At 74.6% G+C, this 23,249-nt stretch carries 18 protein-coding genes; 9 read left to right on the plus strand and 9 right to left on the minus strand.

From position 1 onward, the window contains the following. Position 1: 1 nt before the first annotated feature. On the minus strand, positions 2–1,105 hold the full coding sequence (locus ACFQBR_RS25495; RefSeq protein ID WP_344183937.1) for a serpin family protein: 1,104 nt from the start codon (positions 1,103–1,105) through the stop codon (positions 2–4). A 332-nt stretch (positions 1,106–1,437) separates the two neighbouring features. On the opposite strand from ACFQBR_RS25495, the gene ACFQBR_RS25500 reads away from it, so the two are divergent. Then, the gene (locus ACFQBR_RS25500; RefSeq protein ID WP_344183938.1) at positions 1,438–2,286 is read left to right on the plus strand and encodes a DUF3159 domain-containing protein; all 849 of its coding nucleotides are present in this window, start codon (positions 1,438–1,440) and stop codon (positions 2,284–2,286) included. A 144-nt stretch (positions 2,287–2,430) separates the two neighbouring features. Here ACFQBR_RS25500 and ACFQBR_RS25505 read toward each other — a convergent pair whose 3' ends face one another. Next, a complete protein-coding gene (locus tag ACFQBR_RS25505) occupies positions 2,431–3,123 on the minus strand; it encodes a potassium channel family protein (RefSeq protein WP_344183939.1) in 693 nt (230 codons plus the stop codon). Beyond that, positions 3,116–3,811, minus strand: coding sequence for a potassium channel family protein (locus ACFQBR_RS25510; protein WP_267949141.1), 696 nt, complete (start codon positions 3,809–3,811; stop codon positions 3,116–3,118). Before ACFQBR_RS25510 ends, ACFQBR_RS25505 begins: the two co-directional genes overlap by 8 nt. 225 nt (positions 3,812–4,036) lie before the next feature. Between ACFQBR_RS25510 and ACFQBR_RS25515 the strand changes: the two genes are divergently transcribed. Together ACFQBR_RS25515 and ACFQBR_RS25520 are read left to right on the plus strand one after the other, a co-directional pair. Beyond that, the gene (locus tag ACFQBR_RS25515) at positions 4,037–5,329 is read left to right on the plus strand and encodes a class I SAM-dependent RNA methyltransferase (RefSeq protein ID WP_267949142.1); all 1,293 of its coding nucleotides are present in this window, start codon (positions 4,037–4,039) and stop codon (positions 5,327–5,329) included. Between the two features lie 122 nt (positions 5,330–5,451). Continuing rightward, complete coding sequence (locus ACFQBR_RS25520; protein ID WP_344183940.1) at positions 5,452–5,832, plus strand: DUF427 domain-containing protein; 381 nt, start codon at positions 5,452–5,454, stop codon at positions 5,830–5,832. Between the two features lie 254 nt (positions 5,833–6,086). Here the strand turns inward: ACFQBR_RS25520 and ACFQBR_RS25525 are convergent, their stop codons facing one another. From ACFQBR_RS25525 to ACFQBR_RS25550, 6 genes are all read right to left on the minus strand, one after another. Further along, positions 6,087–7,025, minus strand: a complete 939-nt coding sequence (locus tag ACFQBR_RS25525) for an EamA family transporter (protein WP_344183941.1) — start codon at positions 7,023–7,025, stop codon at positions 6,087–6,089. Positions 7,026–7,385: 360 nt separating this feature from the next. After that, on the minus strand, positions 7,386–8,504 hold the full coding sequence (locus ACFQBR_RS25530) for a hypothetical protein (RefSeq protein WP_344183942.1): 1,119 nt from the start codon (positions 8,502–8,504) through the stop codon (positions 7,386–7,388). A gap of 217 nt (positions 8,505–8,721) precedes the next feature. Next, positions 8,722–10,350: a hypothetical protein gene (locus ACFQBR_RS25535; RefSeq protein ID WP_344183943.1), complete on the minus strand. Its 1,629-nt coding sequence runs from the start codon at positions 10,348–10,350 to the stop codon at positions 8,722–8,724. Beyond that, positions 10,347–11,321 (minus strand): ATP-binding cassette domain-containing protein, encoded by a 975-nt coding sequence (locus tag ACFQBR_RS25540; RefSeq protein WP_344183944.1) that lies wholly within the window; start codon positions 11,319–11,321, stop codon positions 10,347–10,349. The genes ACFQBR_RS25535 and ACFQBR_RS25540 overlap by 4 nt, the downstream gene beginning before the upstream one ends. Then, entirely contained in the window at positions 11,318–12,118 is an 801-nt protein-coding gene (locus tag ACFQBR_RS25545; RefSeq protein ID WP_267949148.1) for a zf-HC2 domain-containing protein, read from the minus strand. The genes ACFQBR_RS25540 and ACFQBR_RS25545 overlap by 4 nt, the downstream gene beginning before the upstream one ends. After that, positions 12,115–12,702: an RNA polymerase sigma factor gene (locus tag ACFQBR_RS25550; protein WP_267949149.1), complete on the minus strand. Its 588-nt coding sequence runs from the start codon at positions 12,700–12,702 to the stop codon at positions 12,115–12,117. Before ACFQBR_RS25550 ends, ACFQBR_RS25545 begins: the two co-directional genes overlap by 4 nt. 125 nt (positions 12,703–12,827) lie before the next feature. Here ACFQBR_RS25550 and ACFQBR_RS25555 point away from each other — a divergent pair, with 125 nt between their 5' ends. From ACFQBR_RS25555 to ACFQBR_RS25580, 6 genes are all read left to right on the plus strand, one after another. Then, positions 12,828–13,763 carry an LLM class F420-dependent oxidoreductase gene (locus ACFQBR_RS25555; RefSeq protein WP_344183945.1) on the plus strand — a complete coding sequence of 312 codons (936 nt, stop codon included), beginning with the start codon at positions 12,828–12,830 and terminating at the stop codon, positions 13,761–13,763. Between the two features lie 396 nt (positions 13,764–14,159). Next, entirely contained in the window at positions 14,160–16,883 is a 2,724-nt protein-coding gene (gene acnA, locus ACFQBR_RS25560; protein WP_344183946.1) for an aconitate hydratase AcnA, read from the plus strand. Between the two features lie 324 nt (positions 16,884–17,207). After that, a complete protein-coding gene (locus ACFQBR_RS25565) occupies positions 17,208–17,633 on the plus strand; it encodes an SRPBCC family protein (protein ID WP_267949152.1) in 426 nt (141 codons plus the stop codon). A gap of 146 nt (positions 17,634–17,779) precedes the next feature. Further along, positions 17,780–19,786, plus strand: a complete 2,007-nt coding sequence (locus tag ACFQBR_RS25570; RefSeq protein WP_344183947.1) for a hypothetical protein — start codon at positions 17,780–17,782, stop codon at positions 19,784–19,786. Between the two features lie 35 nt (positions 19,787–19,821). Further along, positions 19,822–21,840, plus strand: a complete 2,019-nt coding sequence (locus tag ACFQBR_RS25575; RefSeq protein ID WP_344183948.1) for a hypothetical protein — start codon at positions 19,822–19,824, stop codon at positions 21,838–21,840. Then, positions 21,830–23,188 (plus strand): hypothetical protein, encoded by a 1,359-nt coding sequence (locus tag ACFQBR_RS25580; protein ID WP_344183949.1) that lies wholly within the window; start codon positions 21,830–21,832, stop codon positions 23,186–23,188. Before ACFQBR_RS25575 ends, ACFQBR_RS25580 begins: the two co-directional genes overlap by 11 nt. Positions 23,189–23,249: the final 61 nt, after the last annotated feature.

Raw genomic sequence — 23,249 nt, forward strand, 5'->3', positions numbered from 1 at the left:
CTCAGGAGCCGGGACCCGGGTCCACCGGGTCCGCGATCCGTCCCAGGAACAGGATCGACCCGCCCCGGCGCAGCACGAACACGAACGGCCGGTCGACGGTGAACCTGACCGGCCGCAGGGGAGCGGCCGCCGCGCGGAGCATCATCACGGCGGTGGCCGCGGCGCCCTCGGCGCCCCTCTCGTCCACCTTCAGCACCGACTGGTGGAGGATCTCGTCCACCCGGAGCGGCTCCTCGCTGATCCCGTCGAAACGCGCCTCGTCCGTGACCATGTGACGCACCCCCGCGGACGCGAGGGGCTCCAACAGGGAGGTGTCGGTCTCCACGGTGAACCGGGGCAGGGCGAGGTCGACCTGCTGGGACGAGCGGACCCGGTAGAGCTCCGACAGGGCGGACGCCGTCAGCGGGGGAGGGGAGCCGGCGTCCCCGTCGTGGAGCAGCACGTCCAGGGTGAGGCCGTGGCCGCCCTCCAGGCCGACCATGCTCCACCCCTGCGCCCGAGCGTGGGGCAGTCGCGCCGACCGGTGCATGGTGGGGACCTTCCGCCTCCCGCCCGGTGCGTGGAACGGCCGGTCCCGGGTCAGGCCCGCCTCGAACGGGTCGGACCAGACGACCTTCACCCACAGGGCGTTGACCAGCAGCAGGCGGACGTCGGGGGAGATGCTGCCCGCCGGGAGGAGCTCGTCGATCAGCCCCCGGGTCACGTCGGACACCTTGCCGTTGACCCTGGCGCGCACGCCCTCGGAGTCGTTCTCGAAGTCGGCGCCCTCCACCTCCGCACCGGGACGCGCGCGCACGCGTGCCGCGAACTCCGCCCGCACCGGGAGGTCGGCGGGCACGTACAGCCCGTTCAGCGCGGCCAGGTCCGGCCCGTCGCCGGAGGCCACCGCGGCGTCCAGGGCGTCCAGCAGGCCCTCGGTGTCGTCGCCGAGGAGGGCCGCCAGCTCTGCCAGGGTGCGGCCGGCGGCCCCGCTCGCGAGCAGCGCCAGCACGGTCCCCACCGAGTGCGGTGACCAGACGTGCGAGGCGCCGGGGCGGACCAGCGCGCGGTCCAGGGCGACGGCGAACTCCAGGTGGTCCGGCCGGGGGGGCGTGCTCTGCTGCATGGTGCTCCTCGCGTAGGCGCTCCGGCTGTTCTGGCCGCCAGCGTACGGAGTCGCGCCGACGCCCGCCAGGACCCGCGTTCCCGGCGGCCGAACGCCGGGCCCCGTTCCGCGGTCGCCGGGGGCCGTTCCGCGATGGGGCCGTGGTGAGAAGCCGCACGCGACAAGACCGGGTCAAGCATGACAAAGCCGGGCGGGACGACGGGAGGGAGTACGGTGAGCGCCCCCTCGGTCCGTGACGGGTCTAATAGTGTGGGGCATCATGGCCTGTGCGCCCGCGCGGGAGAGGCCCGGCGGGGCGACGGCCACCGAGGACCGACCGGACCGGGAGCAGGATGACTGAGCAGCAGAGGGCAGCCGGGGAGGCCGCCCCGGCGGCCGGGGCGGACGACACGGCGAAGGCGGCGCCGGACGGCGCCCCGGCGGGCGCGTCGGCGCCGGGCGCGGCCGAGGGGCCCGCGCCGGCGGGAGCCCCCGCCGTCACCGAGGACACGGTCGAGGCGCTCGTCCGCTCCCAGCTGTCCAAGGCCCTGGGCGGCAAGCGCGGCATGGTCGAGGCGGCGATGCCCACGCTGGCCTTCACCCTGTCCTACGTCATCGCCTCGGACCTGAGGCTGTCGATCGGCCTCGGGGTGGTCGCGGCGCTGGTCCTGGGCGCGGTCAGGCTCGTGCAGCGCTCCTCGGTCCAGTACGTGGTCACCAGCCTGTTCGGCATCGGCATCGCCGCGGTCTTCGCGATGCGCAGCGGCAACGCCGCGGACGCCTTCCTGCCCGGGATCATCTACAACGCCGTCTACGCGGTGGTCCTCAGCCTGTCGGTCCTGGTCCGCTGGCCCGCCATCGGGCTGATGATCGGTCCGTTCATCGGGCACAAGGAGGACTTCACCTCCTGGCGCTCCAACCCGGCGGTGGTCCGGCTGGCCTCCCGCCTCACCTGGCTGCTGGTGCTGCCCTGCGTGGTCCGCGTGGTCGTGCAGTATCCGCTCTGGATGGCCGACACCAACGGCTGGGCCGACACGTTCGGGCTCCTGGGCCTCTCCAAGATCGCCATGGGCTGGCCGCTCCAGGTCGCCGCGTTCGCGGGCATGGTGTGGGTCCTGGCGCGCGGCCGGACGCCGCTGGAGGAGACAGGGGCGGCGGGAGCCGGGGACGGCGCCCGCGGGGACCGCGGGGACCGCGCCTAGCGCACCCGCACACGGCTCGGGGGCCCGGGCCCGGTCCGGTACCGGGCTCGGACCCTCGTGGCCCGGCCTCCCGGTGACCGGTCCGACGTCCGGGGACCGGTCCGGCGCGGGGGCCGCGCTCCCCGCAGCCCCTGAGGGCCGGGGTCAGGCGTCCGCGGCGTCGTCCACGGGGCCCAGCAGGACCTCCAACGGTCCCAGCGCCTCGGGGTCGGCCAGGAACACCACCGTGTCGCCCACCGACAGGTTCCGCCCGGGGTCGGGCGGGCGCACCCCGCCGGGGCCGAGCACGGCGACCAGCGCCACGCCCTCCGGCAGCGCCGCGCTCAGCTCGGACTCCGCGGCCCCCGCGAACGGGCTGGCGGCGTGCAGCACCGATTCGGCGATCTCCGCCCCCGGCAGCGGGGGCAGCGTCCCCTCCTCGTCCGGGTCGTCCTCGGGGGCTCCCTCGACCAGGTCGGCGATCAGCCTCGGCGGCGAGACCGCCAGGTCCACGCCCCACGTCTCGTTGAACAGCCATTCGTTGTCGGGCTCGTTGATCCTGGCGATCACCCGGCCCACGCCGAACTCGGTCTTGGCCAGCAGGGACACCACCAGGTTGACCTTGTCGTCGCTGCTGGCGGCGACGACCACGTCGAAGTCGCCCAGGCGGGCGTCCTCCAGGGTCGCCAGCTCGCACGCGTCGGCCAGCAGCCACTCCACCTCGGGCAGGTCGTCCACCCCGATGGCCCGGGTGTCCCGGTCGATCAGCAGCACGTCGTGGCCGCTGCCCGCCAGCTCCTTGGCGATGGAGCGCCCCACGCTCCCCGCTCCCGCGATGGCGATCCGCATCTCACCCACGTCCCGTCTCGTCGCCCGGCACCCTCGGCGGCCCGTCCGGCCGCTCGGGGAGGGAGTCCGGTTCGCGGCCGTGCCCGACCACGTGCAGGACGTCGTCCTCCTCCAGGCGCACGTCGGACCCGGCGAGGACGATCCGTCCCCGCCGTACCAGGTACACCACCCGCAGCGGGGCGGCCTCCTCGAGTTCGCCGACGCGGGCGCCCGCCCACCCCTTCGGCAGCGGCGCCTCGTTCATCGCCAGCGTCCCGGACGCGTCCTGCCACTCCGGGCCCGCGGTGAGCCGGTCGTCGCCCGGCACCATCCGGCGCAGGAAGGCGTCGGCCGTCCACCGCACCGTGGCGACGGTGGGGATGCCCAGGCGCTGGTAGACCTCCGCGCGGCGCGGGTCGTAGATCCGCGCCACCACGTTCTCGACCCCGAACGCCTCGCGCGCCACCCGGGCGGCGATGATGTTGGAGTTGTCGCCGTTGCTGACCGCGGCGAACGCGCCCGCACGGTCGATCCCGGCGGACATCAGGACCTCTCGGTCGTGCCCCGCTCCGCGGACCGCGTGCTTGGAGACGGAGCCGCGCAGCCGCCGGAAAGCCTCGGGGTCCTGGTCGATCACCGCCACGGTGTGGCCCAGGTCCACCAGCGTGTGCGCCAGCGTGGATCCCACGCGACCGCACCCCATGATCACGATGTGCACCTCGCCCGCACTCCCGTCGAGACAGCCGCACGCTGTGGTCCCGCGTGCCCTCACCGTCACACCATGGCACACATCGGTCCGGCGCGCGCGACGGCCCCCGGCCCTCGCGTACACGGCTGAACAGCGCGGGCGGTACCCGAGGACAGGTAGATTGGGGACGCTTGGTGGCTGTGCGCGCAGGGTCACCCGGAACGTGACCCGACCCGACCACCCAAGGACGAAGCGATGACCCGTGTGGGCAATGAGTTCGAGCTGACAGTAGACGACGTGGCGCACGGGGGCTGGTGTGTGGGCCGCCACAACGACCAGGTCGTCTTCGTCCGCCACGCCCTTCCGGGCGAGCGGGTCCGCGTCCGCGTCACCGAGGAGACCACGCGGTTCCTGCGCGGCGAGGCCGTCGACGTCCTGTCCGCCTCCCCGGACCGGGTCGAGGCCCCCTGCGAGTTCTCCGGCCCCGGCAAGTGCGGGGGCTGCGACTGGCAGCACGCCTCCCTGGAGGCCCAGCGCCGGCTCAAGGGCGAGGTCGTCGCCGAGCAGCTGCGCCACATCGCCGGCATCGAGCGCGCCGTCGTCGTCGAGGAGCTTCCCGGCACCCCCGACGGCCTGGGCTGGCGCACGCGGGTCCGCTTCTCCGTGGACACCGACGGCCACGCGGGGCTGCGGCGCCACCGCTCCCACGACATCGAGCCGGTCGACCGCTGCCTGATCGCCCACCCCGGTGTGGCCGAACTGGGCGTCACCGACGTGACGTGGGAGGACACCAAGGACGTGGAGGCCGTCGCCTCCTCGACCTGCGCCGACCGCGCCGTCGTCATCACCCCCACCAAGGCCAGGCTGAGCGCGCTCCCCGACCTCAAGGCGTCCAGCGCTGTGCTGCGCCGCTTCAAGGGCGGGCGCGTGCAGCAGGTGAAGGGCCGCCGCGGGGTGCGCGAGACCGTCAACGGCCGCGAGTTCCGTGTCAGCGCGGGCGGCTTCTGGCAGGTCCACCCGGCGGCGGGCGTGACCCTCACCGACGCGGTGCTGGCGGCGCTGGAGCCCAAGCCCGGCGAGACCGCCATGGACCTGTACTGCGGCGCCGGGCTGTTCACCGGCGCCCTGGGCGACGCCGTGGGTCCGGAGGGCCGCGTCATGGGCGTGGAGAGCGGCGCCGAGGCCGTCCGCGACGCCCGCTACAACCTCAAGGACCTGGAGCAGGTCCGCGTCGAGCAGAACGACGTGGCCGCCCAGCTGCGCGAGTGGGCCGACGTGCGGGCCGACGTCGTCGCCCTGGACCCGCCCCGCGCGGGCGCCGGGACCAAGGTCGTCCGCTCCATCGCCGGGACGCGTCCGCGCAGGATCGCCTACGTCTCCTGCGACCCCGCCACGCTCGCCCGCGACATTGCGGAGTTCGCGCGTTCCGGGTACAACCTGGTGGACCTGAGGGCGTTCGACGCCTTCCCGATGACGCACCACGTGGAGTGCCTGGCGGTGCTGGAGCCCGTGAACCCGGCCCGCCGCCACCGCGAGGACCAGGGCTAGAGGCCCCGGGGCCGGGACCGCGGTCCCGGCCCCGTCGAATCCTCCGCGTCCCCGGGTCCGTTCCGGCGCCGGCCGCCGTACAGTGGCCGGGTACACGGGAGACCGAAGGGAACGCACAGGCCATGGCACACGACACGAGGATCCCCGGGCCCGACCACCCCATCACCGTCGAACCCACCACCGGGCGGGTCGTGGTGCGCGTCGGCGGGCTGGTCGTCGCCGACACCACCGCCGCGCTGACCCTGCGCGAGGCGGACTACCGGCCCGTCCAGTACGTCCCGCTCGCCGACGTCGACCGCTCCCTCCTGCGGCGCACGCAGACCTCCACCTACTGCCCCTTCAAGGGGACCGCCGCCTACTACACGCTCGCGGTGCCGGGCGGCGAGGAGCTCACCGACGCCGTGTGGACCTACGAGGAGCCGTACCAGATCGTCGCCGAGATCGGCTCGTACCTCGCCTTCTACCCCGGCCGGATCGAGATCGAGGTCGACGCCCCGGGCTGAGGCCCACGCGTCGGGGCCCGGGGCGCACTACCCCGGGCGCTGCTGCGTCCGCGCCCCTCCCCGTTCCGTGGAGGCGTACCGCGGTGCGATCCCGGACGCGGAGCGGGTGCCGGGCCTGTCTGCGCTCTCCGGTCTGCGGTTCGCAGGGAGGGAGGCGGCACCGGCCTCCGCCCCCGTCATCGGGGACCACCGTGGTCCGGGCCCCTTCTCCGACGGTCCAGCCGCCGGGCCGGGGGAGGCGGCGGTCCGGCGGCTCAGCCGCGGCGGCGGGCGGGCGCGCGCAGGACGGCCAGGCCGAGGGCGAGCACGGCGAGCCCGGCCCAGGACACCGCGGACAGCCGCTCACCGACCACGGCCACTCCCAGCAGGGCGGCCACGGCGGGCTCCGCGAGGGTCAGCGTGGTCGCCACGGAGGCGGAGGCGTGCCGCAGGCCGTGCCCGAACAGGCGGTAGGCCAGGAACACGGTGAACACCGCCAGGTACAGGGCGACCAGTGCGCCGTCCACCGTGGCCAGCCAGGCCGCTCCGGTGGCCGCCACCACGGGCAGGACGGCGATCCCGCCGCCCGCGAACATGGTGCCCATCACGGCGGGGGAGGGATGGCCCCGCCGGATCAGGCGTTCGGCGACGAGCGCGTAGGCGGAGTAGGAGAACCCGGCGGCCAGCGCCAGGAGCACCCCGGTCGGGCGTACCGGTGTCCCGCCCGCGCCGAACTCCGAGCCCAGCACGAGGACCGCGCAGCCCAGGACCGCGGAGGCGGTCGCGACCGTCCACCGCGCGGTGGGCCGGGCCTGCCCGGTGAGCCAGGCCAGCAGGCCGGAGAAGACCGGTGCGCTGCCGAGGGTGATCACCGTGGCGACCGCGACCCCCGCGTGCGCCACGGCCGGGTAGAAGGACAGCGGGTACCCGGCGACGGCGAGGGCCCCGAGGGCGAGGGCCCAGCGGGTGGGCCGGTCGCTCCGGGCCAGGAGGGCGGTGGAGCCCCTCCCGGTGAGGAACAGGAGCAGGCCGCCCAGGACCAGGCCGGCCGCGCCGATCGCGGCGGCGGGCGCCTCGGCCGGGGCGAAGGAGGCGGCGGTTCCGGTGGTGCCCCACAGGACCGCCGCGGCGAGGATCGGCAGGGGCCCCTGGAGCGGGGGTGCGGCGGGGGTGCGGGTCGGTGCGCCGGACCGGGAAGGGGAGTGTTCTGGCACGGTGGTTCCTTCGTCGTCGTGTGTTTCGGCGGCGGCGAAACGGGCGCACGACGGGAGGCGACCCGGGTGCGGTCACCGGGGGTCGCCGTTCAAGCTCTCCGACGGGGTCAGGAAAGGGTGTGCGTGCGCCCGCTCAGGCGCACAGCGGCGGAAGCACGACGTGCCAGTAGTGGTTCTTCACACGGCCATGCTAGGACGTCCCCCGCCCCGGGCCGCGGGCGGGGTGCCCGCCCGCGGCCCGGAGCGCCCGGGCGGACCGGACCGTGTCCCCGCCAGGCGGGGTCCGGGCGGTGCGCCGCGTGCCGTCCCGCGTCCCGCCGGGCGGGCGCGGGGACCGTCCGACGCGGGCCCGGAACGTCCTCAGCGCTGCGCCGCCCCGTCTCCCGTGTCGTCCCCGGGGCCGTCACTGTGCTTGCCGCGGCGGGCGAGGTACAGGGCCGCGCCGCCCCCGCCCAGGGCGAGGACCCCGGCGGTCACCAGGCCGGCCAGGGCGCCACCGGTCAGGGGCAGGTCCGCGGGACCGTCGGCGGCGCCGACGGGGTCCGGGCTCTCCCGGGCCGCGGGCGGCTCCCCGCCGGTGTCCCTGCTCCCGTCCGCGGGGGCGTCCCCGTCGGCCCGGGCGCCGCCGTCCGGGGCGCCCCCGTCCGCGTCCGTCCCGTCCCCGCTGTCCGGGTCGTCGGAGGGTTCCCCGGCCTCCGGGGAGGCGGGGTCCTCCCGGACGGCGGTGGTGTCGTCCCCGCCGGGTCCGTCCCCGCCGTCGGCGCCCTCCCCGCCGTCGGCCCCGGGGGCCCCTCCGTCGCCGAGGCAGTCCACGGCGACGGCGCCGAGCTCCAGGGCGAACAGCTCGGCCCCGCCCGCGGAGGCCGTGACGGAGGTGGACACCTCGCCGCGCCCGGCGGAGGGGTCCTCCGGCACGCGGGTCAGGACGGTGACGTCGGCCGTCGTGTCGAGGCCGGGGATGTCCACGGTGGCGTTCACCTCGGGGGCGTCGGCCGTGATCGGCGTCCCGAAGACGGAGATGACGCGGTCGTCCTCCGCGGAGCTCCCGATCGTGTTCTCCCAGGCGAGGTCGCCCGAGAAGTCGCACCTGACGGAGTTGTGCAGCGAGGTCAGGCTGACGGCGGGTTCGTCATGGCCCGGAAGGTCCAGCGTGAAACCGCCGCCGAGGGCGGAGACCGCCTCGGCGCGGCCGTCCCCGGCGGCGGTGGTGTTGACGCGGGACTCGACCGGGCCGCCGGTCCCCACGAGCGCGCCGACGCCGCCGCGGTCGGCGGAGAAGTCGGCGGACGGGTAGTCGCCCCCCACGTCCGATCCGACGTAGACCCTGCCCCAGGACCCCTCCGTCACGGAGCCGCCCCCGTGGTGGGACAGGCTGACGAGGGTGCTGCCGGCCGTCGCCGGGAAGTGCTCGTCGGCGTGGGCGGGCGCGGTCGCGCCGAGGGCCAGGGCGGCCGCGCCGGCGACGGCGGCGGGGCGCACGATACGCGTGAGAGTACGGGGAACAGACAAGGAACGCCCCTTGCTCGCGGGAGGGAACAACTCCAGAAGGGATGGAAGCCCATAAAAGCTGACAATGATCAACAATTCGGACATTCGCGAGTGTAGTTCACCCGGACAACCGCGGAAGGGACCGCGCGGTTGATAACCCCTGGTCAGGTCGGGTTCGACGGCGGCGCGTGCGCCCGTCGGGCGCCGCTCACGCGCACACGGTCCCGGAGGCCGGACTCGCGTGGTAGGCCATGTCCGTCCCGGAGAACAACTTGTCCCAGTCGCGCGGCGCCGGGCTCTCGTGCGGGGAACCGCGCAGCGGGATGCCCAGGAGGCCCGCCAGCTCCTCCGTGCGGCCGCGGGGCGAGGAGAGCTCCTCCCAGTGGTCCCGGAGGACCTCGAACACCCGTTCCTCGGGCAGTTCCAGGAGGGCGTGCAGCACTTCGAGGTCCTGCTGGGAGGGGGAGTACTCCCCCAGGAACACCCCGCTCCTGCTCCGCCGGTCGCCGTCACCGGACTGCGGGTCCAGCCCCGCCATCCACGCGCCCAGGAGCAGGCGCGACTGCCCGTCGGCCCGGCACATCGACTCCCAGAGGGGGGCGAGGCCGAAGACGGCGCGGGCGGTCCCGTCCAGGAGGTCCAGGCGCCACCACGGCCCGTCGGTGAAGCGCATGTCGTAGACCACCACCCTGGACGGGGGGAGGCCGGCCGGGTCGCGGTCGAAGCGCGTGCTGTCCTGCCACACCACCGGTATGTCGTCGGCCGCGGCCTCCGGCAGGGCCGACAGCACGGGGCCGAGGACCTCGTGCCATTGCTCCACCCACGGCTCGTATCCGGGCATGGGGCAGTAGGTGACCCCCTCCCGTGTCCGGCAGGAGACGGTGTCGGCGCCGTACAGGAGGCGGTCCGACACGGGGACCCCCCAGGTGTAGGCGGTGGCCCCGTGGGCTGCGGTGCCGCTGGCGCCGGCCAGCAGCACGAGGGCCGTGCCCAGGGCCGCCGCCCGGGACGCCCTCCGCCCCGTCGCGGCCAGGCCCAGCGCCACCAGCCCCAGGACGGTCAGCCCCAGGTAGGCCGCGTACAGCTGGACCAGGACGGAGACGCCGGGGGAGTACACCGGGAACGGGTCGAGGGCCATGAGGGTCAGCGACTGCACCCGGGCGACGACCCTGTCCACGCTCTGGGCCGTGTCGAAGGCCGTGATCGTGTACAGGCCGTAGGTGGGCACGACCAGTGCGATCAGCAGGAGCGGGGTGTACGACCGGGTCCAGGCGACGAGCGCCATCGCCCCCGCCGGGCCGACCAGCACCACGACGAACGGCGTCAGGTGGGACAGCGGGTGCACCAGGCCCGGCACCGGTCCCGCGTACTGCCACGCGTCCAGCGCCAGGAGCGCCGCCACGCACGCCCAGCCGACCAGCGCGGCGCCCGCGCCCACCGCCAGGAAGCGGCCCGCCCGACCCAGCGGGCCGACGGGGCTCCGTCCGTAGCGGACCTCGCGGATGGCGGGGAAGGTCACAGCGGCGAACAGGCCCAGGGCCACGATCAGCGCCGACGTCACGGCGCTCTCGTACAGGTCGGCCCTGGTGTGCACGAGGGGCTGGTTCGCGGTCGAGAGGGTCATGAGCACCGCAAGGGCCCCGGCGGCGAGGAGGAACGGGCTGACGAGCAGCCGCAGCGCCGTGAACCATGACAGCCGCCCGAAGGTGAGGGCGCTTCCGGTGAGGGGCCCGGCGCCCCGGGACCCCGCGGCCGCGGTCCGGGGCCTCCCGGGCCCCGCGCCGGGGGGACCGCCGCCGGGCCCCTCCCCGCCGCGGCCGGTGACGGCTCCGCTCATCGTGCGCACTGCTCCAGCCCGAGGTCCCGGTCCACGCCGGTCAGCAGCAGGTAGGCGTCCTCCAGGGTGGGCTCGACCGGGACGAGCCCGCCGTCGCCGGGCCCCCCGGGCGCACCCGCGGGCGAAGGGCCGCGACCGGATCCCGCCACGGTGAGCACCCGGTACCGGCCGTCGGCCAGGCGCCAGGCCGTGTGCCCCTCGCCCGGGTGCCCGGACCTCTCCCAGACGTGGCCGCGGGCGCGGTCCACCAGCTGCCCCGGGGTGCCGTCGAAGATGATCCTCCCCCCGTCCAGGCAGAGCACGCGCTGGCACAGGGCCGCCACGTCCTCGATCTGGTGGGTGGACAGCACCACGGTGCTGTGCACCGCGAGCTCCGACACCAGGCCGCGGAACCGGATGCGCTGCTCCGGGTCCAGGCCGATGGTCGGTTCGTCCAGCAGGAGGAGCTCCGGATCGCCGAGCAGGGCCGCGGCCAGGCCGAGCCGCTGGCGCATTCCGCCCGAGAGGCGCCGGACGCGGCTGTGGCGGCGGTCGTAGAGGCCGACCCGCCGCAGGCCGCGCCGCACCTCCTCGTGGCGTGCCCGGCGCCCGCCGAGCTCCTTGAGCACCGCCATGTAGTCCAGCAGCCCGAACGCGGTGAAGTAGGGGTAGAACTCGGGGTTCTGCGGCAGGTAGCCGAGGCGGCGCCGGATCTCGGTGCGCTCGGCGGCCCGCTCGGGGTTGCGCCCGAGCACGCTGACCTCGCCCCGGGAGGCCTCCAGGTCCGTGGCCAGGCACCGCAGCAGTGTGGTCTTGCCCGCCCCGTTGCGGCCGAGCAGGCCGGTCACCCCGGGGCCCAGGTCCAGGTCCACGCCGTCCAGGGCGGTGCGGGCGCCGTACCGGCGGACCAGGCCCCGGATCCGGACGGAGGGCGCGCCGGAGGGGGAGGGCGCGGCGCCCCCCGTCCCGGTTCCCGCGGTCTCCGCGCTCATGCCGTCCTCACACGCACCAGGATCGCACCCAGCAGGGCCGCCAGCGCCGTCGCCCACCACGCCTGGGCCTGGGGGGCGAGCAGCTGGAGCGGCGTCGAGTGCTCGGACACGACCATGGAGGCCAGCGCGATCAGCCACGCCAGCCCGACGACCGCGCTGGCGGCGCTCAGGTGCAGCCAGTGGCTGAGCACGAGGGATCCCGCGACGAGCGTCAGGGACGGCAGGAGCCAGAACGCCGCGGTCCACGGGGTGGAGGCCGAGGGCAGCATCAGCGCGACCGCGGCGCACAGGGCCAGGGAGGGCACGAGCACCGCGCAGGTGCGCAGGAACAGGAGCCGCTGGCCCGCCATCGGGGTGACGGAGGTCAGCGCGTGGGCCGGGTCCACCCCGCGCCCGTACGCCAGGGCGACGCCCACCAGGGGCACGATCGGGGCGGTGAAGGTGAAGACCAGCGAACCGCGCGGAAGGTGGTGCGCGGCGAAGAGGGCGGCTACCAGGACCACGACCGACGCCAGGAGCCAGGCCCGGTACAGGCCGGGCGTCGCGGCCAGCAGCTTGGCGGTGCCCTCCCGCAGCCCCAGGGAGGCCAGCAGCGTCTCGACCACGCCGCGCCGGGGGCGGTCCACGACGTCGCGCAGCCCCGCCCAGCTCTCGGCGAGCCAGTCCTCGTCGCCGGGGAGCAGGTCCCGGCAGGGCGCGCAGTGCATGATGTGGGCCTCCACGGACATGGCCGTGACGTCGTCGGCCCGGTGGCTCGCGTACTCGTGTGCTTGGGCAGGGGTCAGGTGCCAGCTCATGTCAGTGCCTCCCGTAGGCGCGCCTTGGCGCGCATGACCCGTGTCTTGACGGTTCCCTCGGGGATCTGGAGGATCTGCGCGGCCTCACGGACGGTGAGCCCGTCGAGCACGGTGGCCTGGATGGCCGAGCGCAGCTCGGGGGAGAGGGAGTGCAGGGCCGCGCCCAGCGGACCGTGCTCGATGTTGAGCAGCACGGTGTCCTCGGCGGAGGCGTCGCCGATGGTCTCGTAGGGCTCGGTGTCGCTGTCCGAGATCCAGCGGTTGGCCCGTTTGCGCAGCTGGGAGATGAGCTGTCGGATCGCGATGGTCCACAGCCAGGCCCCGGCGTCGGTGTCGCCGGGACGGGGCGTGAACGAGCCCGCGTTCCTCCACACGGCGAGGAAGGTCTCCTGGAGCGCGGCGTCGAGCTGGTCGGTGTCGGAGCAGCGGTAGCGCAGACGTGCGCGGAGCCAGGGCGCGTGTCTGCGGTGCAGGATCTCCAGGGCCTCGGTCTCGCCGACGGCGATGGCCGCCAGGAGCACCGGGTCGGTGCTCTCCGGGCCGTAGGAGGGGGCGCGGCGGCGCGCGCGGCGGAGCAGCTTCACATCGAGGGCTATCGCGTCGGGTGGGCGGATCGGTTCGGCGGTGCGGGGCGGGCCCGGGGCGCCTTTTCGACGGTACCCGCGCGGCGGCTTCGGTCTGGTCCCCGCAGTGGGAGAAAATGGGGCGTATGCGCCTGAGGATCTTCCTTGAGCCCCAACAGGGGGCCACCTACGAGGATCAGCTCGCCGTCGCCAAGGCAGCCGAGGACCTTGGCTTCGACGCTCTGTTCCGTTCCGATCACTATCTGCACATGGGTGACCACGTCAGCGGCCTCCCCGGGCCCACCGACGCCTGGATCACCCTGGCGGGACTGGCCCGCGACACCTCCCGCATCCGCCTGGGCACCCTCATGACCGCGGCGACCTTCCGCTACCCCGGCCCCCTCGCCATCACCGTCGCCCAGGTCGACCGCATGAGCGGCGGCCGCGTGGAGTTCGGCTTCGGCGCGGGCTGGTTCGAGGAGGAGCACGCGGTCTACGGGATCCCCTTCCCCGCCTCCGGCCGCGAGCGCTTCGACCGCTACGAGGAGCAGCTGGACATCATCACCGGCCTGTGGTCGACGCCTGCGGGCGAGTCCTTCCGCTACGAGGGCAAGCACTACCGGCTGGCGGAGGGGCCCGCCCTGCCCAAGCCGCAGCAGGGGCCGCGGCCCCCGGTGCTGATCGGCGGGACCGGACCCAAGCGCACGCCGCGCCTGGCGGCCAAGCACGCCGACGAGTACAACGTGCCGTTCTCGTCGCTGGAGGACACCTCCGCGGCCTTCGAGCGGACCCGTGCGGCGGTGCGCGCCTCCGGGAGGACCGCCCCGATGGCGTACTCGGCCGCGCAGGTGCTGTGCGCGGGCCGCGACGAGGCGGAGGTCGCGCGCCGCGCCGAGCGGATCGGCCGCGAGGTCCCCGAACTCCGGGAGAACGGCCTGGCGGGATCGCCCGACGAGCTGGTCGATCGGATCGGCCGCTTCGGCGAGGCCGGCGCCGAGCGGATGTACCTCCAGGTGCTCGACATGGCCGACCTGGACCACCTGGAGCTGGTCGCGTCGCAGGTGGTGCCGCAACTGGACTGAGAGGATGGGGCTTGCCGGGGGGTGGCCGCCCGCCCCGGGCCCGCACCCGATAACTTGATATCGAGATACAAGTTGGATACCTTGACATCAAGATAACAGCGGGGGTCCCCCCGACCCGCACCAGGTTTCGGACGCGAGCGCCGGCGTGTGATGTAGACCGCTCGGCGGCGTCCGGTCCAGAACATCGTGGGCGCCCGTGGCCAGTGGGCCGCCTGGCCGGTGGCGAGTGGTGTCGTCACAGGTCACAGCGGTCATGATGGAGGTCGGGGACAACGGAGGTCACCCCCGCGGTCCTCCGCTCCCGGCCATCCGGCCAGGGCGGCCTCAACAGGTCCCGCACCCGTCTGATGAGGCAGGATGCTGGGGACAAAGTGGCGAGATCAGGAGGCAGACACCGTGTCCACGAACAGCTTCGGCGCCCGTGACACGTTGCGCGTTGGCGACGAGTCGTACGAGATCTTCCGTCTGGAGGCCGTGGAGGGCTCCAAGCGGCTTCCCTACAGCCTGAAGGTGCTGCTGGAGAACCTCCTGCGCACCGAGGACGGTGCCAACGTCACCGCCGAGCACATCCGGGCCCTCGGCAGCTGGGACGCCAAGGCGCAGCCCAGCCAGGAGATCCAGTTCACCCCCGCGCGGGTGATCATGCAGGACTTCACCGGCGTCCCCTGCGTCGTCGACCTCGCCACCATGCGCGAGGCCGTCCGCGACCTGGGCGGCGACCCGGACAAGATCAACCCGCTCGCTCCCGCCGAGCTCGTGATCGACCACTCCGTCGTCGTCGACCTCTTCGGCCGCCCCGACGCCTTCGAGCGCAACGTCGAGATCGAGTACGAGCGCAACTACGAGCGCTACAAGTTCCTGCGCTGGGGCCAGACCGCCTTCGACGAGTTCAAGGTCGTCCCGCCCGGCACCGGCATCGTGCACCAGGCCAACATCGAGCACCTGGCCCGCGTCACGATGAGCCGGAACGGCCAGGCCTACCCCGACACCTGTGTGGGCACGGACTCCCACACCACCATGCAGAACGGCCTGGGCATCTTGGGCTGGGGCGTGGGCGGCATCGAGGCCGAGGCCGCCATGCTCGGCCAGCCGATCTCCATGCTCATCCCGCGCGTGGTCGGCTTCAAGCTCACGGGCCAGCTCAAGCCCGGCACCACCGCCACCGACCTCGTGCTCACCATCACCGAGCAGCTGCGCCGGCACGGCGTGGTCGGCAAGTTCGTCGAGTTCTACGGCGACGGCGTCGCGTCGGTGCCGCTGGCCAACCGCGCCACCATCGGCAACATGAGCCCGGAGTTCGGCTCCACCGCCGCGATCTTCCCGGTCGACGACGAGACCATCCGCTACATGCGCCTGACCGGCCGCTCCGAGCAGCAGGTCGCCCTGACCGAGGCCTACGCCAAGGCCAACGGCTTCTGGCACGACCCGTCCGTCGAGCCCGAGTTCTCCGAGTACCTGGAGCTCGACCTCGGCGACGTCGTCCCGTCCATCGCCGGCCCCAAGCGCCCGCAGGACCGCATCGCGCTGTCCGAGGCCAAGAACACCTGGCGCCACGACATCCGCGACTACGTCCAGGACGACGCCGACGAGGCGGGCGAGGAGTCCTTCCCGGCCTCCGACGCCCCGGCCCAGACCGCCAACGGCGCCCGCCCGCACAAGTCCGTCAAGGTCACCATGGCCGACGGCACCGAGACCGAGATCGACCACGGCGCCGTCGTGATCGCCGCGATCACCTCGTGCACCAACACCTCCAACCCCTCGGTCATGCTGGGCGCCGCCCTGCTGGCCAAGAAGGCGGTGGAGAAGGGCCTGTCCCGCAAGCCGTGGGTGAAGACCTCCATGGCCCCGGGCTCCAAGGTCGTCACCGACTACTACGAGCGCTCCGGCCTGACCCCGTACCTGGACAAGCTGGGCTTCAACCTGGTCGGCTACGGCTGCACCACCTGCATCGGCAACTCCGGCCCGCTGCCGGAGGAGATCTCCCAGGCGGTCCAGGACAACGACCTCGCGGTCTCCGCGGTCCTGTCGGGCAACCGCAACTTCGAGGGCCGGATCAACCCGGACGTCAAGATGAACTACCTGGCGTCGCCGCCGCTGGTGGTCGCCTACGCCCTGGCCGGTTCGCTCGACGTGGACATCACCACCGAGCCCCTGGGCATCGGCAAGGACGGCGAGCCGGTCTACCTGGCCGACGTGTGGCCGACCGCCGAGGAGATCCAGGAGGTCATGGACTCCGCGATCGCCTCCGACATGTACGAGTCCGCGTACTCGGACGTGTTCGCGGGCGACGACCGCTGGCGCTCGCTGCCCACGCCGACCGGCAACACCTTCGAGTGGGAGGCCGAGTCGACGTACGTGCGCAAGCCCCCGTACTTCGACGGCATGGACACCACCCCGTCCCCGGTCACCGACATCTCCGGCGCCCGCGTGCTGGCCAAGCTGGGGGACTCGGTCACCACCGACCACATCTCCCCGGCCGGCGCCATCAAGCCGGGCACCCCGGCGGCCGAGTACCTGAAGTCCAACGGTGTGGAGCGCCGCGACTTCAACTCCTACGGCTCCCGCCGCGGCAACCACGAGGTGATGATCCGCGGCACGTTCGCCAACATCCGCCTGCGCAACCAGATCGCGCCGGGCACGGAGGGCGGCTACACCCGCGACTTCACCCAGCCCGACGGCCCGGTGTCGTTCATCTACGACGCCGCGCAGAACTACGCGGCGCAGGGCACCCCGCTGGTCGTCCTGGGCGGCAAGGAGTACGGCTCCGGCTCGTCCCGCGACTGGGCGGCCAAGGGCACCAGCCTGCTGGGCGTCCGCGCGGTCATCACCGAGTCCTACGAGCGCATCCACCGCTCCAACCTGATCGGCATGGGTGTCCTGCCCCTCCAGTTCCCGGAGGGGCAGTCCGCGGACTCCCTCGGCCTGACCGGTGAGGAGACCTTCTCGGTCACCGGCGTGACCGAGCTGAACGAGGGACGCGTGCCGAGCACGGTCAGGGTCAGCACCGACACCGGGGTGGAGTTCGACGCCGTCCTGCGGATCGACACCCCCGGCGAGGCCGACTACTACCGCAACGGCGGCATCCTGCAGTACGTGCTCCGCCAGCTGATCGCCAAGTAGGGACCGGCGCACAGGGCTCCGCCGGCGCCCACCAGGCGCGCAGCGCGGTTCCACGGGGCCGCCACCGTCCGACCGACGGTGGCGGCCCCGTCCGCGTGCGGCGGGACCCCGACACGGAGTGCGGTGACCCGTTTCACGACTTTTCCCCGGAGGTCGGCCCTCTCCACGTCCTCCCAGGTCACAGCGGTTCCCACGGTTCCCCCGGGGGGTTTCGGGCGCGTGGTCCGGCGGCCCCGCGGGGGCGGATCCCCTGATTGCGACGCCGGGAGCCGGGTAGCGGCCCCGGTGAGGACGAAACGCAATCTATTGCGAAGGAGTCGATCAATGTCGGACATCGTGGAGACGGTAGAGGTCGACGTCCCGGTGACTGCGGCCTACGCCCAGTGGACGAGGTTCGAGGAGTTCCCCTCCTTCATGGAGGGCGTGACCCAGGTCGTGCGCACCGGTGACACCACCATGCGCTGGACCATCGAGATCGCCGGCCAGCGGCGCGAGTTCGACGCCGTGGTCACCGAGCAGATCCCGGGGGAGCGGATCGCCTGGAAGACCGTCGACGGCGTGACCCACGCGGGCGTGGTGACCTTCCACCACCTCTCGGACACGAGCACCCGGATCACCCTCCAGCTGAAGACCGTCCCGGAGGGCGCCGTGGAGCAGCTCGGTGACAAGCTGGGGCTCGTCAAGGCCCGTGCCAAGGGTGACATGAAGCGCTTCAAGGCCTTCGTGGAGCCCACCCGGTCCACGGCCTGACCGCAGGCCCCGGGCTCCGGCCCGGGAAGCGGGACGTCCGAGGCCCCCGCACCGCCCGCGAGCGGTACGGGGGCCTCGGACGCGTCCCCGCCCCCGGCTCCGTTCCGGAGAGGGGGCCGACCGAAACCTCCAGGTATGCTCCCCGCATGCCCGCCCTCCCCCGGCTCCTCCGCCCCCGGTTCCTCCTCGTCCCGGCCGTGCTCGCCGCCCTCGCCGCGACGGGCGCCCCCGCCCACGCCGCGCCGGAGCCCGCGTCGTACGAGACCCACGTCACCCCTGCCGAGCACTACGCCGCCCTGATGGCGGACATGCCCGAGGGGGCGGCGGTGGTCGTGGACGACGCGCTGGCGGGCGAGTACGACCCCGCCGAGCTGGAGGCCGGACTCCACCGCTCCTTCGGCGCGGTGGGCGTGCCGTACCACGTCGTCGCGAGCCCGTTCCCGGAGTCCCTGGCGTCCCTGTGGGCCCCGGACATGCTGGCGGCCCTGCACGACCGGGTCGGCGCCGACGGGATCTACGTCCACCTGCGCCCCGACAGCGGGATCGCCGGGGTGCGGGCCTACGGCGCGGACCTCCCGGTGGACCTGGCGGAGCAGGTGACCCGCGGGGAACTGGAGTACGGGGCCCCGCTCGGGGAGGTGGGTGCCGCCTTCGCCGAGGCGCTCACCGCCTCCGAGGACGACCTCCTGCGCAGGAGCGACGCGGTGGCCGCCGCCCGGGAGGCGGGTGAGGACACGCCCTCGGGCTGGGAGGAGTTCGTGGAGGACCTCGACCCGTCGCGGTCGGTCGGTCCGGAGAACCTGGGCCTGATCGTCGGCGCCCCCGTCGGGGCGCTGGTCACAGTGGGCGCGGTGTGGGCGGTCGTGCGGGTGCGGCGGGGCGCGGGCGTGCGGTCGACGGTGCTGTCGGCCGCCGTCGCGACGCTCGTGCCGTCCGCCGCGGCGGTGGCCTGGTCCCTGGCGCACCTGACCGGGGCGCCCCCGGGCCCCCAGGAGCTGCCCGACCCCCTGGAGGAGGTCCGCGCCGAGCCGCCGTACGTGGCCTCCACGGCGCGGGTCGAGCGCGTGGTCGGGCAGATGGGGGAGGAGCGCCTCTACGTCGACCCCCTCACTCCCCTCCCGCGCGAGGGCCTGGCGGAGGTCGCGGCGCGGCTGGAGGAGGCGCCCGCGCCCGTGCGCGCGGTCGTGCTGCCGATGGCCGGGAGCGACGAGTCCGCCGGCGACCCGCACGTGTTCCTGCACGCCTGGCACCACGTGCTGGGCGAGGACGGCGTCTACGCCGTGGTCACCCACGACCTCGAGGCGGTGTCCGTGGACCTGCTGGCCTTCGGAGTGCCCGTCGACGGGCACTCCCTCCTCGAGGAGGTCCGTGACGAGGAGGCCGCCGACCCGGCCGCGGCCCTGGACGCGGTCCTGCGGGAGGTCGGGCGCCACCCCGCCGACGCCGACGCGGCGCCCGCCCCTCCCACGATCTACTCCACCCCCCTGGAACCCCGTCTTCCGCGCTTCACCGAGAGCTTCCTCCTCGCCCTCCTGCTCGTGGGACCGGTGGTCGGCGCGCTCGTCGCGGGAGCCGTCTGGGGAGCGGTCGCACTGGTGAGGCGTCCCGGAGCCTCCGCGGGGGGCAGGGTCGGCGCCGCGACCCTGCGTCCGCTCGCGGAGCGGGAGGCGGCGGCCCTGGCCGGGGAGCTCTCCGAGGGCCGCACACTGCCGGACGGGCTGATGCCCCAGGCCGAGGCGGCGCTCATGGTGATGGAGGGGTCCCCGGACGCCCTCGACCTCGTCGGTGTGCTCGTCCTGGTGCGCCGTGCCCGCGCCGCCCTGGCCGACCCCGGAGCCCCCGTCCACGGGGCCCCGTGCCGGAACAACCCCCTGCACGGCCCGGGCACCGCAAGCGCCCCCGCCCCGCCGGGCCGCAAGCGGCGGGAGCGCGGGGTGCGAGCCGAGCGGACGTCGCTCTGCGAGGGGTGCGCCGCCCTCCCCGACGACCGCCGGGTGCTCCGGCGGCTGGAACTGCGGGGCCCGGACGGGGTGTGGCGCTCGTACCTGGACCAGGGCGAACGGGCGTGGATCCGCCACCGGTTCGGCGCGCACGGCCCCGCCCGCATGGTCGAGGTCCTCCTGAGCGAGGTGGAGGGGGGCCGGGTGGAGTAGGGGGATGACCGAAACTCCCCGATATGATCACCCCCATGCCCGGTCCCTCCCGCCCCCGCATCCGGTTCCCGGCCGCCCTGGCCGCCCTCCCGGCCCTGCTGGTGCTCCCTTTCACGGCGTCCCCCGCCGCGGCCGAACCCGCGCCCCCGGACGCGCCGTCCGCGTACGAGACGCGCGTGACCCCCGCCGAGTACTACGCGGACCTGATGGCCGACGAGCCCGAGGGCGCCGCCGTCGTGGTGGACGAGGCCGTGTCCGGGCTCCACGACCCGGAGGAGCTCGAGGCCGACCTGCGCGAGGCCTTCGACACGCTGGGCGAGCCCTACCACGTCGTCGTCAGCCCCTTCCCCGGTCCCGGGACGGAGTGGGGAGGCGCGATGCCGCCCGCCCTGCACGACCGGCTCGGCTCCGACGGGGTCTACGTCCACCTGCGCCCCGACTCCACCCTGTTCGACGTGGCCGCGTACGGCGTCGCCCTGCCCGTGGACGAGGCGCGCAGCGCCCTGCTGTCCGACCCGGACTTCGACTACGGCGCCCCCGTCGACCAGGTCGCCGAGGGGTTCGTCCGGGCCCTGACCGACCCCGCGGCCGGAGGCGCCGCGGACCGGTACGGGCCGCCCTCGGCGGGGGACCGGTTCGCCGAGGGGTGGCGGGGCCTCCTCGACGACCTCGACCCCACCAGCCACAACGGTCCCGGGAACACGGGCTTCCTCGCGGGGACGCTCGGCGGCTTCGTGCTCGGCGCGGGCGGCTACCTCGTCTGGCGCCGCCTGCGCCGGGGCACGCTCGGCGCAGGCGGCGTCGCGGTCGTCACCGGCACCGCCGCGGCGACCGTCGTCCTGGCCGGGGCGGTGTCCCTCGCCCCGCTCGCCCACGTCGTCAGCGTCCCGGAGGGCGGCGCCGAGGTCCTCTCCCCCCGGGAGGAGGCGTTCTCCTCCCCGCCCTACGTGGTGTCCACGGCCAGGGTGGAGCAGATCGCCCGGGAACTGGAGGAGAACACCGCGCCCCTCTACGTCGACCCCCGCACCCCGCTCCCCCTGGACGGCCTGGCGGCGACGGCCGAGCGCCTCGCCGACGCCCCCGTCCCGGTGCGCGCGCTGGTCCTGCCCATGGACTCCGCCGACGAGTTCAGCGGCGACCCCGAGGTCCTGGCCCACGCCCTGGCCTCCGTCAGCGGCGAGGACGCCGTCTACCTCGTCGCCGGCCACCGGTACGCGGAGGAGGGGGTCCGCGTCTCAGCGTCCCCCGTCGGCCTCGGGACCGTGGACTCCTACGAACTGTGGAGCGCCACCTCCGAGATCGAGGAGCCGAGCCCGGCCCTGGCGCTGGACGCCGCCCTCGACGCGCTGGAGGGCGTCGAGGTGGGCGAGGGCGCGTACGTCGGGACGCCGTACTTCATGGACTCCGGCATCGAGCCCCCCGGGCCGCGCGTGCCACGCTACTTCGACGGGGGCTTCCCCGTGGGGGTGGTGCTCCTCGGCCCGCTGGCCTTCCTGGCCCTGGTCGGCGCGGTGGCCCTCACACGGCTGCTCGTCCGCCGGCCCCTCCGGGACCACGCGACCGGTCCGCGGGCCCTGCGCCGGATGGCGCTGCGCGAGAGCGGAGCGCTCCGCAAGGTGTTGGACTCGGACCGGGCCGGCGAGATCCCCCGCGAGCTGATGCCGCAGGCGGAGGCGGTGCTCATCGCCATGGAGCACGACCCGGACGACCTCGACCACGTCGGCGCCGTCGTCGTCTCGCGACGGGTCATGGCCGCACTGGAGGACCCCGGGGGAAACGTCGGCCGCGCCCCGTGCAGGGTCAACCCGCTGCACGGGCCCTCCACGTCCTCCCAGCGGTCGCGCGTGGCGGAGGGGAGCGTGCCCATGTGCGCGTCCTGCGCGCGGGCGGACGAGGCGGCGCGCGCCGCCAGGGTCCTGCACGTCCGGGACCGCCTGGGCGGGAGACTGTCCTACCTGTCGTTGGACGACCGCGCGTGGGTCCGGCACCACTTCGGGGCCGAGCGCCCCGCACGCATGGCCGAGAGACTCCTGGAGGAGATCGATGCCCGCTGAGTTCCCGACCGCGCGGCACGCGGCACGGCTCCTGGCCGCCCTGGCCTGCGCGGGGCTGGTCACGGCCCCCCTGTCCGGGGCCCTCGCCCAGAACGGGAGCGACGCCCCGGCGGACGGGGCCCCCGCCGAGAACCCCTCCCAGGAGATCGCCGACGCCCTGGACGAGTTCCCCGTGTACGTCGACCCGGTCTACGCCAACGCCATCCCCGAGGCCGAGCAGGAGCGGATCGCCGGGCTCATCGCGGAGTCCGACCTGGACCTGTACGTGATCGCGGTCCCCCTGGTGGAGGCCGACCCCTGGAACGGCGACGTGGAGACCCTGGTCTCGGTGGTCCACGACCGCAGGGGCGCGCCGGCGGGCTCCTACCTCGCCGTGGACGACGACGTCTTCGGCACGGACTTCGGCGGCGGTACCACCGCCCACTACTCCGCGCTCACCGCCTCCTACGCCACCGACTTCGACGGAACCGCGCTCGCCCAGCTGGACGTGGCGGTGGAGACCGCCCTGTCGGGCGACGCGGAGGGCGCCTACGACAGGGCCGTGGCCGGCTACGAGGAACGCAGCGGGACGGACCGGGGGTCGGGCCCCGCCTTCTCCGGAGGGGGCGGGTCGTCCGGCTCCGCGGGCGGCTGGCTGGTGGCGGGCACCCTGCTCCTCGGCGGGGTCCTGGTCGCGGTGATCGCCTACCCCCTGTACCGCCGCACGTCCCAGGGCCTGGGGAGGCGGCGCTCCCGCGCGATCGCCCAGCACGCCGCGTTCGCCAACGCCGAGCGCGCGCAGCTGGAGGCCCTGGTGGAGCAGGGCGGGCAGGACCTCATCGAGGTCGGCGAGCGCCTGAGCCGCCTGGAGTCGGGCAGCGCCCCGGGGGAGAGGGCGCAGCAGCACCTGCGCGCCGCCCTGGACGCCCGCTCCGCCGCGGCCACGGTCCACGACAGGATGTCGGACGGCAACGCCGCCCTGCCCGACGCCGTGGGCGTGCTCGTCCTCCTGGACATGGCGGAGGACGCCATCGACAACGCGGCCAGGGGATCGCGGGCGTCCGCCGTCCGGCGCCGCCACTGCTACGCCAACCCCCTGCACGGGACCGTCACCAAGGTGACCGCCTGGCGCGAGTTCGGCGGGACCCGCACCATCCGCGTCCCCCTGTGCGAGGAGTGCGCCAAGGCCGTCCGCGGACGCGTGCGCCCCGTCGTCCTGCCGGCCGAGCACGAGGGCCGGACGGTCCCGTACTACGAGGTGCCCGCGAGCGACAGCGTGTGGGCGGCCACCGGGTACGGAACCCTCACCGACGACCTGGTCGAACGCATCCAGAGGGGCGACCACACGCGCAACGTCAGGTCCCGCTGACCCCGTCCGCCCCACCGCGGGCCGGCCGTCCGGGCGCTCCCGCCGCCCCGGGCCGACGCCC

This window comes from Nocardiopsis tropica (assembly GCF_042660575.1).
Lineage (GTDB): Bacteria > Actinomycetota > Actinomycetes > Streptosporangiales > Streptosporangiaceae > Nocardiopsis > Nocardiopsis tropica.

What these genes read in the sequence shown, in the direction of transcription:
- ACFQBR_RS25495 (WP_344183937.1), bottom strand. Translation starts at nt 1,105, where the DNA reads ATGCAGCAGAGCACGCCCCCCCGGCCGGACCACCTGGAGTTCGCCGTC.
- ACFQBR_RS25500 (WP_344183938.1), top strand. Translation starts at nt 1,438, where the DNA reads ATGACTGAGCAGCAGAGGGCAGCCGGGGAGGCCGCCCCGGCGGCCGGG.
- ACFQBR_RS25515 (WP_267949142.1), top strand. Translation starts at nt 4,037, where the DNA reads ATGACCCGTGTGGGCAATGAGTTCGAGCTGACAGTAGACGACGTGGCG.
- ACFQBR_RS25520 (WP_344183940.1), top strand. Translation starts at nt 5,452, where the DNA reads ATGGCACACGACACGAGGATCCCCGGGCCCGACCACCCCATCACCGTC.
- ACFQBR_RS25535 (WP_344183943.1), bottom strand. Translation starts at nt 10,350, where the DNA reads ATGAGCGGAGCCGTCACCGGCCGCGGCGGGGAGGGGCCCGGCGGCGGT.
- ACFQBR_RS25540 (WP_344183944.1), bottom strand. Translation starts at nt 11,321, where the DNA reads ATGAGCGCGGAGACCGCGGGAACCGGGACGGGGGGCGCCGCGCCCTCC.
- ACFQBR_RS25545 (WP_267949148.1), bottom strand. Translation starts at nt 12,118, where the DNA reads ATGAGCTGGCACCTGACCCCTGCCCAAGCACACGAGTACGCGAGCCAC.
- ACFQBR_RS25555 (WP_344183945.1), top strand. Translation starts at nt 12,828, where the DNA reads ATGCGCCTGAGGATCTTCCTTGAGCCCCAACAGGGGGCCACCTACGAG.
- ACFQBR_RS25565 (WP_267949152.1), top strand. Translation starts at nt 17,208, where the DNA reads ATGTCGGACATCGTGGAGACGGTAGAGGTCGACGTCCCGGTGACTGCG.
- ACFQBR_RS25570 (WP_344183947.1), top strand. Translation starts at nt 17,780, where the DNA reads ATGCCCGCCCTCCCCCGGCTCCTCCGCCCCCGGTTCCTCCTCGTCCCG.
- ACFQBR_RS25575 (WP_344183948.1), top strand. Translation starts at nt 19,822, where the DNA reads ATGCCCGGTCCCTCCCGCCCCCGCATCCGGTTCCCGGCCGCCCTGGCC.
- ACFQBR_RS25580 (WP_344183949.1), top strand. Translation starts at nt 21,830, where the DNA reads ATGCCCGCTGAGTTCCCGACCGCGCGGCACGCGGCACGGCTCCTGGCC.